We start from the raw sequence: 12,572 nt of genomic DNA, 5'->3' as shown, positions 1-12,572 counted from the left end.
CCCCAGGATTTCTCACTCGGATTTCCCGAGAAAAACCCCTCGGATTCCCCAGGATTTCTCACTCGGATTTCCCGAGAAAAACCCCTCGGATTCCCCAGAACAACTTCTGATCTGGTATTTTGCCACCATTCTGGAGGTCATCCTTGCCACTCATCCGCCGCCGAATCGAAGACATCGCCACCCAAATGATGGGGGAGATACCAGTGGTAGCACTGCTGGGGCCCCGATCAGTCGGGAAGTCAACCATCCTGCGATCGCTCGCGGTTGGCGCCGAAGCGGACATCATCGATCTCGACGACCTGGCTACGCGGACAGCGGTTGCCGACGATCCTTCCCTCTTCGTGCAGGGACCCCGACCGGTGTTCATCGACGAGTACCAGCACGTTCCCGAGCTGCTCAGTGCAATAAAGGCAGAACTAAACCGCAACGGATCCTCCGGCCAGTTCGTCATCACCGGCTCCACTCGCCATGAAGCCCTGCCCCAGATGGCAGAGGCACTCACCGGCCGGCTGTACCGTCTCACCGTGTACCCATTCTCACAAGGGGAGTTAATCGGCCACCACGAAAATCTGTTGGAAACTTTGTTCAGAGACCCTGCACGCGTGGTCACGAGTACTTGGTCCGCGACGACTCGCGAGGACTACATCCAGAGCATCGTGGGCGGCGGCCTCCCTCTGGCACTCGAGCTAACCGGCGGCACCCGCGGCCGCTGGTTCGACAACTACGTAGAACTCGCACTTGAACGCGACGTTCGAGCACTGGCCAACATTCGCCAAAGAGAAGCACTGCCTCGGCTCTTGAGCCAACTGATGGCCCAGACTGCTCAGGTGCTCAACATCACCAAAGTTGGACAGGCCACCAATCTGAAGCCCAGCACAGCTGAGGGCTACGCCAAGCTCCTCGAAGCGGTGTACTTGGTGCATCGTCTCCCCGCATGGGGAACCACGCTACGAGCCCGGGCAACAGCAAAGCCCAAACTGCATGCGGTCGATGCTGGGTTGGCTGCTCACATTATGGGCCTATCGGACACCAAACTGCTGTCGAGCAACCCCACTGATCAAGAGCAGTTCGGCCATCTGCTGGAGACCTTTGTGGTGGGTGAGATCATCAAACAGGCATCGTGGATGGACAAAATAGCTGAGATCGGCCACTGGCGTACCCATGACGGCGTGGAAGTGGATCTCGTGGTCGAGCGCCGAGACGGCATGGTGGTTGCCTTCGAAGTCAAGGCTGGCAATGTCAAGAGCAAACACCTGAGCGGATTGAGGACACTTCGAGATGCTGTGGGAGACCGCTTCATTGCTGGCGTCATGCTCCACTTGGGCAAATACCCATCGCGACCAGATGACCGACTCATGTGCCTGCCAGTGGATCGACTGTGGCAAACCGTAGGTGAAGAGACGTGAAACCTCTGGAGGGGGTTCGGGTTGTTGACTTGACTCGGGTGGTTTCGGGGCCGGTTTGTACTTGGTTTTTGGCTTCGCTGGGGGCGGAGGTGATTCGGGTTGATCCGCCGGGTGGGGATGTGACTTGGCGGATTCCGCCGTGGGTGGGAGCTGAGGGTGAGCAGTCGGAGGCTATGGGGCCTGATGACATCGGGATCAGCTATCTGCGCAAGGGACGGGGGAAGCGGAGCGTGGTGCTGGATTTGGGGCGTCCCGAAGGGGCGGATGCGTTTCGGCGGCTGGCGGCCAATGTTGACGTTTTGGTGGACAACTTCCGGCCTGGGGTCATGGACTCGCTGGGGGTGGGGTATGAGACGTTGTCGGCGCTGAACCCCCGGCTGATTCATGCTTCCATTACCGGGTACGGGCCAGATGGGCCCGACGCCGATCTGGCCTCCATGGACCTCATCATCCAAGGGCGTTCGGGGCTGATGGCCAAGTCTGGGTTCCCCGATGGTCCGCCCATCAAGGCCGGGGCCACCGTTGGCGACCAGTTCCCCGCCGCGTTGTGCGCCCTCGGCGTAGTAGCGGCATTGCGCCAACGGGACATCGATGGCAAGGGGCAGTACATCGACGTGGCCATGCTCGACAGCCTGGTCACCATGCTGTGGGACGAGCCTTTGGACCTGTACCGAGAGCGGGGCATGCCCGACCGCATCGGCAACGGCGACCCCCGGGGCATCTTGGACACCTTTGAATCCCAAGACGGCTGGGTGACTCTGGTAATCACCTCAGATGCCCAATTCGAGCGACTGACGGAGGAAATGGGTCGCCCCGACCTGTTCGAATTGGGACCCAATATCCCTGTTCGAGCATCCAATCGGGCGGAGATCTGCGAAGGGGTAGCGGCGTGGATGGCGCAGCAAACCACTGACGAGCTGGTTGCCCGACTGCACAAGATCCGAGTACCGGCTGGCGCGGTGGCCTCGGCCTACGCCGCCGGCGACGATCCCCAGATCCAACACCGACAGGCCTTGGTCCCCCTCCGCCATCCCCAATCCGACGGGCCCACCAACCGGCTAGGCCCTGCCTTCCCCATCAAATTCTCCCGCTCCAATACCGACCAATCCCCCGCCGAAACCCTCGGCGCCAGCACCCATTCAGTCCTCAAAAGCATTGCCGGCCTAACCCAAGAAGAAATAGACCGCCTTCACTCCGCCGGAGTTCTCGGGTAGGCGGGCATCGGGGGGCCGCAAAATGGGTTGTGGTGGGGGGTGGCCCGGCTCAGGGCGCCCGCCGGATGGAGCAACCAGCGACACGTCTGACAGGCTGGCGGGATGTTCAAGGCCCTACTCCTTAGCCAAGACGACGACGGCAATCGCTCCCACGCCATTACCGAACTCGACGATGCCGAACTGCCCGATCGGCCGGTGATCGTGGACGTGGATTACTCCACGCTCAACTACAAAGACGGCCTGGCCATCGTGAACGGTGCTCCCATCGTGCGCAGCTGGCCGATGGTTCCCGGCGTCGATCTGGCCGGCGCAGTGGCGAGCAGCGACGACCCGGTGTGGTCGCCGGGCGACGGGGTGATCGTGAACGGCTGGGATCTGGGCGAGTCGTACTGGGGGGGCATGGCCACCAAGGCAGCCCTGGACGGCGGCTGGCTCACCCCCCTCCCCGATGCCTACACCACCCATCAGGCCATGGCCGTGGGCACCGCGGGCTACACCGCCATGCTGTGCGTGCTGGCCCTAGAGGAGCACGACATCACCCCCGATTCCGGCCCAGTGGTGGTCACCGGCGCCGCCGGCGGAGTGGGCAGCGTGGCCGTCGCCGTGCTGGCCGAACTGGGCTACGAGGTGGTGGCCTCCAGCGGCCGCATCGAGTCCGAAGGCGACTACCTGCGAGGGCTGGGCGCGTCCGAGTTGATCCACCGTGACGAGCTCTCCGGCCCGGCCCGGCCTTTGGGCAAAGCCCGTTTCGCCGGAGGCGTCGACACCGTGGGCAGCCACACCTTGGCCAACATCATCTCCCAGACCCAGTCCCACGGATGCGTGGCCGCCTGCGGTCTGGCCCAGGGCATGGACTTCCCCAGCTCGGTGGCCCCATTCATCCTGCGGGCGGTAACCCTGGCCGGCATCAACTGCGTCTACGAGCCCGCCCAGCGCCGGGCCCAAGCCTGGAACCGCCTGGCCCGCGACCTCGACACCGCCAAACTCGACGCCATGACCTCCACCATCGGCCTATCCGAAGTCCCCGCCGCCGCCGCCGACATCTTGGCCGGCACCATCCGCGGCCGGGTGGTCATCGACGTGAGGCGCTAGTTGCTTGGAAAGAAGTGGTATATACGTCATCGAATGCATATATATACCTTTTTTCGTGGGGAAACACTTGATTGACATTGATGAGAAGGCTCTTTCCGCTGCTCGTGCAGAATTGGGAACCGACACCATCAAGGCAACAGTCAACGCAGCACTTGAAGCCGCAAGCCTCCCCCGCGCTCCGCGAGTCACCGAAGCGCTCGACGTGCTCGCTGATGCCGTGTTTGAAGACCGTGAGCACGCGTGGCGCTGACCCATCTTCTTGACACAAGCGTTCTGACCCGACTCTCTCAACCCCCCATTCGAGAGGTAGTAGAGCCGCTGGCTCTTGCCGGCCGCGCCGCTCGGGCCGGCATCACCGACCTGGAAATCGGCTTCTCCGCCCGAAACGCCAATGAGTGGGACCAGTTCGCCGACAGCCTTTCGGAACTGGGACTTGTTGAGACAACCGCCGAGCACATGCGCCGAGCGCGCCAAACACAGCGGTTACTGGCTGAGCAAAGCCCAAAAGGACGCAAGATCCCCGACCTGCTTATCGCGGCCGCCGCCGAACTGGAGCAGCTCACTTTGCTTCACTACGACTCCGACTTCGACTTCATAGCCACGGCAACCGGGCAAAAGTGCGAATGGATTCTCCCGCGGGGGTCAGTGGACTAGTTGCGCTAGGTGGGGATCACTCGTCCAAACCTAAGATGACAGGCACCAACCGGATCGCTCCACAACGAGGAAGCCGATGGACCATCACATTGTCATCAGCGCAGACACCCATTGCGGGGCCGATCTGCGGGACTACAAGCCCTACTTGGAGTCGCGCTACCACGACGAGTTCGACGAGTGGGCCGACTTCATGGACGGCTTCAACGAGCGGCGCAAGGAGATGTTCGCCGATTTAGAGCGCTCACCCATGGAGGTGGGGGTGGACGGAGACCCCGAAGTGTGGGGCCATCGGAACTGGTCGTCGTCTGACCGCCTGGCCGAGCAGGAGGCCGACGGCTTCATCGCCGAGGTGCTGTTCCCCAACACCCAGCCCCCGTTCGCCCCGCCTGCCGCCACCGCGTTCGAAGCCCCTCCCTACTCCGACAACTTCGAGCACCGCTGGGCCGGGCTGCGGGCCCACAACCGGTGGGTGGCCGACTTCGTGAGCCAGGCCCCCGGACGCCGAGCCGGCATCGCCCAGGTGTTTTTGGGCGATGTGGAGGGCTCGGTCAAAGAGATCGAGTGGGCGGCCGAGAACGGCCTGACCGGCGGCGTGCTGATCCCCGGCGCCCCGCCCGACTCGCCGTTCGAGCCGCTGTACTCCAAGTCCTATGAGCCCATCTGGGCGGCCGCCGCGGCCGCCGGACTGCCGCTGAACCATCACGCGGGCGGCGGTTCGCCCAACTACGGCAACCACTTCCCCTCGTCGTTGGCCATGTTCATCCTCGAAGCCACCTGGTGGACCCAGCGGGCGCTGTGGCACCTGATGTTCTCAGGGGTGTTCGAGCGCTATCCCACCCTCAAGTACGTGACCACCGAGACCGGCACCGCCTGGGTGCCCGAGACCCTGGAGAAGCTGGAGAGCTTCTTCCACCGGATGAAGTACTCCAAGTACGGCTCCGAAAGCGTGTTCGGCAGCCAGGCGGTGGCCGACATGTCGCTCACCCCCCGCGAGTACTTCGCCCGCCAGTGCTACATCGGGGCGTCGTTTCTGCGGCCCTCAGAAGCACTGACCACCCGCACGGTGGGCATCGACCGGGTCATGTGGGGCTCCGACTATCCCCACATCGAGGGATCACACCCCCACACCCGCCAGCATCTGCGACTCACCTTCGCCAACCTCACCGAGCAAGAGACCACCCGAATCCTTACCACCAACGCCGCCGAGGTGTACGGGTTCGACCTGGAGGCGCTGGCCCCGCTGGCCGAGCAATTCTGCCCCACCAAGGCCGAGGTGGCCACCCCCATCGACTACGCCGAGATCCCCGAGCGGGCCAAGGGCTGCCCGGGCATGAACCCCCTCAACCAGGTCCAGTCCGCGGCCTGAGCCGCTAGATCTGCGGGGTCAACGAGGCCAGGAACTCCCGGGTCCGATGGCTGGAGGCGATGAGTTCTTCGCGGCCGTCGCCCACGGGCAGCACCCGCACCGACAGGTCGGTGACCCCGGCGTCGGCGAACGAGCGCAGCCGGGCCAGCACGGCGGCCTCATCGCCCACGGCCATGATGTCGGACACTCCCTGGGCGTCGCCCCGGTCCAGCAGCCGCTGGTAGTTGGGAGAGACCTCGGCCTCGGCCAGGAGCCGCTCAGCCCGCTCCTTGGCGGCATCCACTTCGCCGGGGGCGCACAAACACACCGGCACTCCGGCCACGATCCGGGGAGGGGGACGACCGGCCTCGGCAGCCGCCGCGGTGATCCGAGGGGCGACGAACTCGCCGATGGCCCGCTCGTCGGCCAGCCACAGCGCGGTGCCGTCGGTGCGGGTGCCGGCCAACCGCAGCATGACCGGCCCCAGCGCGGCCAACAGCACCGGGGTGGCCGTCTGATCGGTGATGTCCAGCGGGTTGTCGATCTGGAAGTGCTCATTGTCAACCTGAACCGGGCCGGGACCGGCCAGCGCTTGGTCCAACACGTCGAGGTAAGACCGGATCTGCGCCGCGGGCCGGTCGTAGGACAACCCCAGCATGTCTTCCACTATCCAGTGGTGCGAAGGCCCCAAACCCAGCGTGAACCGACCCTCGCAGGCCAGCTGCACCGACAGCACTTGCTGGCACAAAGCGACCGGGTGGCGGGTTTGGGCCACCACCACCGCGGTGCCCACCTCCACCGTCGAGGTAGCCGATCCGATCAGCGTTGCCGCGGTCATGGCGTCGAACTCGTCGGGGATCTGGGGAATCCACACCGACGCGAACCCTCCGGCCTCGGCCTGCTGGGCCGCCTCGATCATGCGGGCTGTCTTGGCGGAATACCGGCGGCGCTCGGGCCCGACCATAAGTCCAATGCGCACGGCAACTCCTCGCACAAAGCTTCGCTGCTCCCGTTCCTATCAGACAAAGGCAGGGTTGATCGCCATGATCTCAGGGTCGGGTACCATCCAATCGCCACGGCAGATGGCCGAAGCACAAGGGGATGCGGTGAACATTGAACGACTCGGAGAGACCATCGGCGCCGGCGTCAGCGGCGTCAGCGGCCGCGATCTCGCCCAGGCAGAGATCGCGGGGCGGCTTCTCGACGCCCTGGAGCAGCACGGCGTTCTTGTCTTTCGGGATCTGCACCTCACCGACCCCGAGCAAGTGGCTTTCAGCCGTCAACTCGGCGAGGTGGAGGTGCTGCCCATTCCCGGTTCCGATCACCCCGAGATATTCACCGTGTCGCTCGATCCGGCGCGGGCGACGAGCGCGGAGTATCTGAGGGGCACCTTTTTCTGGCACATCGACGGGGCAACCGACGATGTGCCCAACAAGGCCACCATGCTCAACGCCCTGGAGGCAGCCGATGAGGGCGGCGACACCCAATTCTGCAACACCTACGCGGCCTGGGAGGCTCTGGCCGCCGACGAGCAGGATCGATGCCGCCACCTCCGGGTGCTGCACAGCTTCGAGACTTCCCAGCGCCTGGTTTATCCCGATCCCACCGACGAGCAGGTGGCGTTCTGGAGGAAACGGCCATCGAAGGTGCAGCCCTTGGCGTGGACGCACCGGTCGGGACGCACTTCATTGGTGTTGGGCGCCACTGCCGACCATGTGGTCGACATGGACCCCACCGAGAGCCTCAATCTCCTCTACCGCCTCGAAGAGTGGGCCACCGACCAGCGATTCCGCTACCAGCACCATTGGGCCGCGGGAGATCTCGTGGTTTGGGACAATCGGGGCACCATGCACCGCGCGCTGCCCTATACCGCCGCCTCGGGACGGCTGATGCATCGCACCACCATCGTGGGCGACGAGCCCTTCTCATGAGCGAAGCACTCAAAGGCCGAACTGCGGTGGTCACCGGGGGCGCATCGGGAATCGGCTTCGCCATCTCAACCCGGCTGGCCGCTGATGGCGCCGCGGTGGCCATCTTCGATCTAGACGGCGTAGCCGGCGCCGATGCCGTTGCCGCGCTGAGCGAGTCGGGCGGCACTGCTCTTTGCTACGCGGTGGACGTGGCCGACCGGTCGGGAGTGGACGCCGCAGTTGCCGAGGTGTCCGCCGACCTCGGACCGCCGGTGATCCTGGTCAACAACGCCGGCAAGGACCAGTTCCGCCGGTTCGTCAATATCTCCGTCCAACAGTGGGACGACACATTGGCAGTGAATCTCACCGGCACCTTCCACTGCTGCCAGGCCATCGTGCCGGCTATGGTGGACCAGGGTTGGGGCCGCATCGTGAACATCTCCTCGTCGGCCGCCCAGGGAGGCCAGGAGTACATGGCCGCCTATGTTGCGGCCAAAGCGGGAGTGATCGGCCTGACCCAGGCCATGGCCAAAGAACTCGGAGCGGCGGGCATCACCGTGAACACGATTCCCCCCGAGTTCATCGACACCCCCATGCTGCGCAAGGCCGAGGCCGAGGGGAAGCTGGGCCAGTCGGTGGCCCACCACGAGTCCCTCACCCCCGTCCGCCGGGTGGGGCGTCCCGAGGACATCGCGGCAGCCTGCGCCTTTTTGGTATCCGAAGAGGCCTCCTACATCACCGGCCAGATCATCGGGGTAAACGGTGGCCGAAAAACCTGAGCGCGCCGTCGAAGAAGGCCCAGCCGAAGAACCCGACCGCCCGGTGGGGGGGCCCGACTCGCCCCCTTGGCATTGTCGCAGTGGACGCCTGAGGCCATGGAGGCCATGGAGGCCATGCGCCCGCCCCCCGGTTCGGCCTACGACCAGCGCAAGGCCGACCGCAAGCAGCAGGTGAGGCGGCCCAACAACGCCTTGTCGGTGCTGGCCCGCTATCCCGAACTGGCCGGAGCTTTCTTGGCCTTCAATCGCCACCTTCTCTACCACAGCACGCTCACCGAGCGGATCCGGGAGCTGGTGGTGCTGCGGGTGGCGTGGCTCCGCCGGAGCGAGTACGAGTGGGCTCAGCACCTGCCCGTGGCCTTGGCGGTGGGCCTCACCGCTGAAGAGATTGACCGCATCTCCGCCAGCCCGGTTGACGGCTGGGCGCAGGTGGATGCCCTCGTCCTCCGAGCAGTTGACCAACTCCGCCATGACGGCGTCTGGTCTGAACAGACTTGGAGTGAGCTGACAGAGGAGTTCGACACTCGCCAAATCATGGACCTGCTGTTCACTGTGGGGGCCTACGACACTTTGGCAGTGGCATTCAACTGCTTCGGGCTAGAACTCGATCCCGAACTCCAAGACCACCGCTTTCCAACGGGATAGCGCAGGCAGGGCCATGTTCCGGGTTTCCCGGTGCAGTAGAATTCCCTTGCCCCGAAGCACCGCCCAGCCCGTCGTCGGCCGACGCCGCCAACGCCGGAGACCCACAAGAACCCGGGAGACACATGGCGCATTTCCCCAAACCCGCCGCGGGAAGCTGGACTGAGCACTATCCCCACCTCGACACCGGCCCGGTTTCCTACGAAGACTCCATATCACCCGATTACTACAAGCTCGAAAAAGAAGCGGTGTTCAAGCAGTGCTGGCTGAACGTGGGCCGGGTGGAGCAGCTGCCGCGGCCGGGAAGCTATTTCACCAGGGAACTCGAGGTGGCCAACACCTCGCTGATCCTGGTCCGAGGGCGCGACGATCAGATCAGGGCCTTTCACAACATCTGCCGCCACCGGGGCAACAAGCTGGTATGGACCGATTATCCCGGCGAAGAGGTAAGCGGCGACTGCCGGCAGTTCACCTGCAAATATCACGGTTGGCGCTACGGGCTGAGCGGTGATCTGACCTTCGTCCAGCAGGAGGACGAGTTCTTCCACCTCGACAAGGCCGCCTACCCGCTGGTGTCGGTCCATGTGGACACCTGGGAGGGATTCATCTTCGTGAACCTCGCCGCCCAGCCGCCTCAAACACTGGCCCAGTTCTTGGGCGAAATGGGCGCCGGCCTGGCCGGCTATCCCTTCGCAGAGATGACCCACTCGTTCGGCTACCGGGCCGACGTCAATGCCAACTGGAAGCTGTTCATCGACGCATTCGCCGAGTTCTACCACGCCCCCATCCTCCACATGCGCCAGGCGGTGGCCGATGAGGCCGCCAAGTTGGCCCAATTCGGGTTCGAGGCTTTGCACTATGAGATCTACGGAGACAGCGGCCACAGCATGGTGTCGACGTGGGGGGGCATGTCCCCGCCCAAAGATCCCAATATGGTCAAGCCCATCGAGCGGATCCTTCGCAGCGGCCTGTTCGGCCCGTGGGACAAGCCCGATATCGACCTTTCCAACCTGCCCCCCGCGCTGAACCCGGCCCGGCACAAGTCGTGGGGCGGCGATTCGTTCCAGGTCTTCCCCAACTTCGTGGTGCTGGTCTGGGAACCGGGCTGGTACCTGACCTACAACTACTGGCCCTTGAGCTTCGACCGGCACCGCTTCGAGGGACGGCTGTACTTCGCCCCGCCGAAGAACGCCACCGACCGCCTCCGCCAGGAGCTGGCCGCAGTGACGTTCAAGGAGTACTCCCTACAAGACGGCAACACCTTGGAGGCCACCCAGCGGATGCTCCAATCCCGGGCCGTCACCGAATTCCCGCTGTGCGACCAGGAGGTGCTGTGCCGCAACCTGCACACCGTGGTGCGAGCCCGGGTCGAGGCCTACCAGGCCGGGCGGGTGACGCCGGTCACCGTCTCGTCCGGGGGCCCATGATGGCCCCACTGCTGCCGGCTGCCTTCTCCGACTTGGAACCCTTCGCCGAGCGCTGGTCGCTGGCCTCCGAGCCCGAGCGCTATGCCATGCGCTTGGCCAGCTCCATGGAACAGATGCAAGCGCTGTACGACGCCGCCCTCCCCCGCTTGGCCGATGCGCTGGCCCACCTCGACCGCTTAGATCTGAGCGAGCTGCCCGAGCCCGAGCGGCGCCTGTTGCGGCTGTGCTTCTCCGTGGTCATGGTGTCGTTTCCTGTGGAAGCGTGGAGACAGCCCCATGTCCCCGACTCCGGCGCCGCCTATCTGGACCTCGTAGACGAGCCGGTGATCTGAATGGCATCAAACGACAGCAACCGCGGCGGGCGTCGGCTCATCATCCGAGCCGACCGAATGGTCGACATCGACAACGGGGATCTGGTATCCCCGGCGCTGTTGGTCATCGAGGGCGACAGGATTGCCGATGTCAACCCCGCCCAGGCCCCCGACGCCGATGATGCAGTAGACCTCGGCGACCTCACCCTGCTTCCTGGCCTCATGGACATGGAAGTCAACCTCTTGATGGGCGGGCCTGGCGACCGAGGGCCCCGTACCGCAGTGACCGACACCCCGGCCGACAAGCTCCTGCGGGCCACGGTCAATGCCCGCACCACCCTTATGGCCGGATTCACCACGGTCCGCAACCTCGGCCTGTTCATGCCCACCGGCGGGCTGCTGTTAGACGTGTCGCTGGGCAAGGCCATCGACCGAGGCTGGGTGATCGGGCCGCGGGTGGTGCCCGCGGGCCATGCCATCACCCCGCTCGGAGGCCATCTCGACCCCACCATGTTCGAAGGCCTGGCACCGGGCATCATGCCGCTGAGCGTCGAGGAGGGACAGGCCAACGGGGTGGACGAGGTACGGCGGGCGGTGCGCTACCAGATCAAGCACGGCGCCAAAGTCATCAAGGTGTGCGCATCGGGGGGCGTGATGTCCCACACCGGTCCGGCCGGCGCCCAGCAGTATTCCGATGAGGAGTTGCGGACGATTGCCGACGAGGCCCACCGGGCCGGCCTGAAGGTGGCGGCCCATGCCCACGGCGACGACGGCATTCGAGCGGCCATCCTCGCCGGCATCGACTGCATCGAGCATGGCTCGCTGATGAGCGACGAGACATTGGCTCTGGCCAAAGAGCGGGACACCTTCTTGGTGGCCACCACCTATCTGGCCGACGGCATGGACGTATCCCGGGCCGCTCCCGAGCTTCAGGCCAAGGCCGCCGAGGTGTTCCCCATCGCCCGGGCCACCATCGCCAAGGCCATTGCCTCCGGCCTCAAGGTGTGCTGCGGCACCGATGCCCCCGCAGTGCCCCATGGTCAGGGGGCCAAAGAACTGGTCGCCCTGGTAAACCGGGGGGCTAGCCCGTGGCTCGCCCTTCAGGCCGCCACCACAACCGCGGCCGAGTTGATCGACGCCGACGACCGGGGGCGGCTACTGCCGGGATTGCTGGCCGACATCGTCGCCGTGCCCGGAAATCCCCTCGCCGACGTATCGGTTTGCGAAGATGTGCGCTTCGTTTGCAAGGGGGGACAGGTCTTCAAGGCCCCGGAATAAGGCGGGAAGTAGCCAGCCTCAACCCGAGGCCGGTTGCACGGGATCGTGGGTGTTGCCGCCGTCGGCGCCCCCATGGCGGCGCAAGAAGGTGGTGGACCGGCTCACAAACCGCCAGCCTCCTCCAGTGCGCCGATAGCGATCGCTATACCAGGCCAGGCGGAGCTCATGGGTCTGCTGGTTGACGAACACGTAGTGCTGCTCGCCAGTGGCCTCGTCGCCGTCGAGTTCCACCACCGGGGGATTGACCATCAGCTGGCCCTGGGGAGCGCTCTCGATGAGCCCTGGGAATGCCTTCATGGGGTATGTCTCGCCAAATGCGTGGTACTCCCCGTCGGGAACGAATAAGGCGACGATCTCGTCCAATTCGCGACGGCTCAGATGCAGGGCATAGCGAGCACAGAGGTCGGTTATGGCTATCTGGTCCACGGCGGCCTCAAGGGTGGATTGCATCGCCCGGGCAGGCTCCAGAACGTGTCCGGTCGACCGGCGAACCGCGGCCCCGCGGCTCGCCGGC

14 protein-coding genes are annotated in these 12,572 nt (G+C 64.9%); 12 read left to right on the top strand and 2 right to left on the bottom strand.

Translation table 11 applies throughout. From position 1 onward, the window contains the following. Positions 1 to 185: 185 nt before the first annotated feature. From ACOGXA_RS15840 to ACOGXA_RS15815, 6 genes are all read left to right on the top strand, one after another. Positions 186 to 1,406: an ATP-binding protein gene (locus ACOGXA_RS15840; RefSeq protein ID WP_419926999.1), complete on the top strand. Its 1,221-nt coding sequence runs from the start codon at positions 186 to 188 to the stop codon at positions 1,404 to 1,406. Next, the gene (locus ACOGXA_RS15835) at positions 1,403 to 2,620 is read left to right on the top strand and encodes a CaiB/BaiF CoA transferase family protein (RefSeq protein ID WP_419924814.1); all 1,218 of its coding nucleotides are present in this window, start codon (positions 1,403 to 1,405) and stop codon (positions 2,618 to 2,620) included. Before ACOGXA_RS15840 ends, ACOGXA_RS15835 begins: the two co-directional genes overlap by 4 nt. 102 nt (positions 2,621 to 2,722) lie before the next feature. Beyond that, positions 2,723 to 3,712 (top strand): MDR family oxidoreductase, encoded by a 990-nt coding sequence (locus ACOGXA_RS15830; protein WP_419924813.1) that lies wholly within the window; start codon positions 2,723 to 2,725, stop codon positions 3,710 to 3,712. A gap of 67 nt (positions 3,713 to 3,779) precedes the next feature. Further along, complete coding sequence (locus ACOGXA_RS15825) at positions 3,780 to 3,962, top strand: hypothetical protein (RefSeq protein ID WP_419924812.1); 183 nt, start codon at positions 3,780 to 3,782, stop codon at positions 3,960 to 3,962. Further along, the gene (locus tag ACOGXA_RS15820; protein WP_419924811.1) at positions 3,953 to 4,366 is read left to right on the top strand and encodes a PIN domain-containing protein; all 414 of its coding nucleotides are present in this window, start codon (positions 3,953 to 3,955) and stop codon (positions 4,364 to 4,366) included. The genes ACOGXA_RS15825 and ACOGXA_RS15820 overlap by 10 nt, the downstream gene beginning before the upstream one ends. Positions 4,367 to 4,442: 76 nt before the next feature. Further along, on the top strand, positions 4,443 to 5,732 hold the full coding sequence (locus ACOGXA_RS15815) for an amidohydrolase family protein (RefSeq protein ID WP_419924810.1): 1,290 nt from the start codon (positions 4,443 to 4,445) through the stop codon (positions 5,730 to 5,732). Between the two features lie 4 nt (positions 5,733 to 5,736). On the opposite strand, the gene ACOGXA_RS15810 is transcribed toward ACOGXA_RS15815, so the two are convergent. Continuing rightward, positions 5,737 to 6,690: a TIGR03564 family F420-dependent LLM class oxidoreductase gene (locus ACOGXA_RS15810; protein WP_419924809.1), complete on the bottom strand. Its 954-nt coding sequence runs from the start codon at positions 6,688 to 6,690 to the stop codon at positions 5,737 to 5,739. Between the two features lie 103 nt (positions 6,691 to 6,793). On the opposite strand from ACOGXA_RS15810, the gene ACOGXA_RS15805 reads away from it, so the two are divergent. The 6 genes from ACOGXA_RS15805 (at position 6,794) to ACOGXA_RS15780 (ending at position 12,058) form a co-directional block, all read left to right on the top strand. After that, positions 6,794 to 7,642, top strand: a complete 849-nt coding sequence (locus ACOGXA_RS15805) for a TauD/TfdA dioxygenase family protein (protein ID WP_419924808.1) — start codon at positions 6,794 to 6,796, stop codon at positions 7,640 to 7,642. After that, positions 7,639 to 8,400, top strand: a complete 762-nt coding sequence (locus tag ACOGXA_RS15800; protein WP_419924807.1) for an SDR family NAD(P)-dependent oxidoreductase — start codon at positions 7,639 to 7,641, stop codon at positions 8,398 to 8,400. The genes ACOGXA_RS15805 and ACOGXA_RS15800 overlap by 4 nt, the downstream gene beginning before the upstream one ends. Positions 8,401 to 8,466: 66 nt before the next feature. Next, positions 8,467 to 9,045 carry a carboxymuconolactone decarboxylase family protein gene (locus ACOGXA_RS15795; RefSeq protein WP_419924806.1) on the top strand — a complete coding sequence of 193 codons (579 nt, stop codon included), beginning with the start codon at positions 8,467 to 8,469 and terminating at the stop codon, positions 9,043 to 9,045. A 122-nt stretch (positions 9,046 to 9,167) separates the two neighbouring features. Next, on the top strand, positions 9,168 to 10,469 hold the full coding sequence (locus tag ACOGXA_RS15790) for an aromatic ring-hydroxylating oxygenase subunit alpha (protein WP_419924805.1): 1,302 nt from the start codon (positions 9,168 to 9,170) through the stop codon (positions 10,467 to 10,469). After that, entirely contained in the window at positions 10,469 to 10,801 is a 333-nt protein-coding gene (locus tag ACOGXA_RS15785) for a hypothetical protein (RefSeq protein WP_419924804.1), read from the top strand. Before ACOGXA_RS15790 ends, ACOGXA_RS15785 begins: the two co-directional genes overlap by 1 nt. Then, entirely contained in the window at positions 10,802 to 12,058 is a 1,257-nt protein-coding gene (locus ACOGXA_RS15780; protein ID WP_419924803.1) for an amidohydrolase family protein, read from the top strand. Positions 12,059 to 12,076: 18 nt separating this feature from the next. Here the strand turns inward: ACOGXA_RS15780 and ACOGXA_RS15775 are convergent, their stop codons facing one another. After that, on the bottom strand, positions 12,077 to 12,508 hold the full coding sequence (locus tag ACOGXA_RS15775; protein WP_419924802.1) for a nuclear transport factor 2 family protein: 432 nt from the start codon (positions 12,506 to 12,508) through the stop codon (positions 12,077 to 12,079). Between the last annotated feature and the right edge of the window lie 64 nt (positions 12,509 to 12,572).

The organism is Candidatus Poriferisocius sp. (assembly GCF_965208475.1).
Taxonomy (GTDB): domain Bacteria; phylum Actinomycetota; class Acidimicrobiia; order Acidimicrobiales; family Bin134; genus Poriferisocius.
This window is presented reverse-complemented; position numbering and strand designations above follow the sequence as displayed.

What these genes read in the sequence shown, in the direction of transcription:
- ACOGXA_RS15830 (WP_419924813.1), top strand. Translation starts at nt 2,723, where the DNA reads ATGTTCAAGGCCCTACTCCTTAGCCAAGACGACGACGGCAATCGCTCC.
- ACOGXA_RS15790 (WP_419924805.1), top strand. Translation starts at nt 9,168, where the DNA reads ATGGCGCATTTCCCCAAACCCGCCGCGGGAAGCTGGACTGAGCACTAT.
- ACOGXA_RS15800 (WP_419924807.1), top strand. Translation starts at nt 7,639, where the DNA reads ATGAGCGAAGCACTCAAAGGCCGAACTGCGGTGGTCACCGGGGGCGCA.
- ACOGXA_RS15805 (WP_419924808.1), top strand. Translation starts at nt 6,794, where the DNA reads ATGGCCGAAGCACAAGGGGATGCGGTGAACATTGAACGACTCGGAGAG.
- ACOGXA_RS15780 (WP_419924803.1), top strand. Translation starts at nt 10,802, where the DNA reads ATGGCATCAAACGACAGCAACCGCGGCGGGCGTCGGCTCATCATCCGA.
- ACOGXA_RS15775 (WP_419924802.1), bottom strand. Translation starts at nt 12,508, where the DNA reads ATGCAATCCACCCTTGAGGCCGCCGTGGACCAGATAGCCATAACCGAC.
- ACOGXA_RS15840 (WP_419926999.1), top strand. Translation starts at nt 186, where the DNA reads ATGATGGGGGAGATACCAGTGGTAGCACTGCTGGGGCCCCGATCAGTC.
- ACOGXA_RS15785 (WP_419924804.1), top strand. Translation starts at nt 10,469, where the DNA reads ATGGCCCCACTGCTGCCGGCTGCCTTCTCCGACTTGGAACCCTTCGCC.
- ACOGXA_RS15815 (WP_419924810.1), top strand. Translation starts at nt 4,443, where the DNA reads ATGGACCATCACATTGTCATCAGCGCAGACACCCATTGCGGGGCCGAT.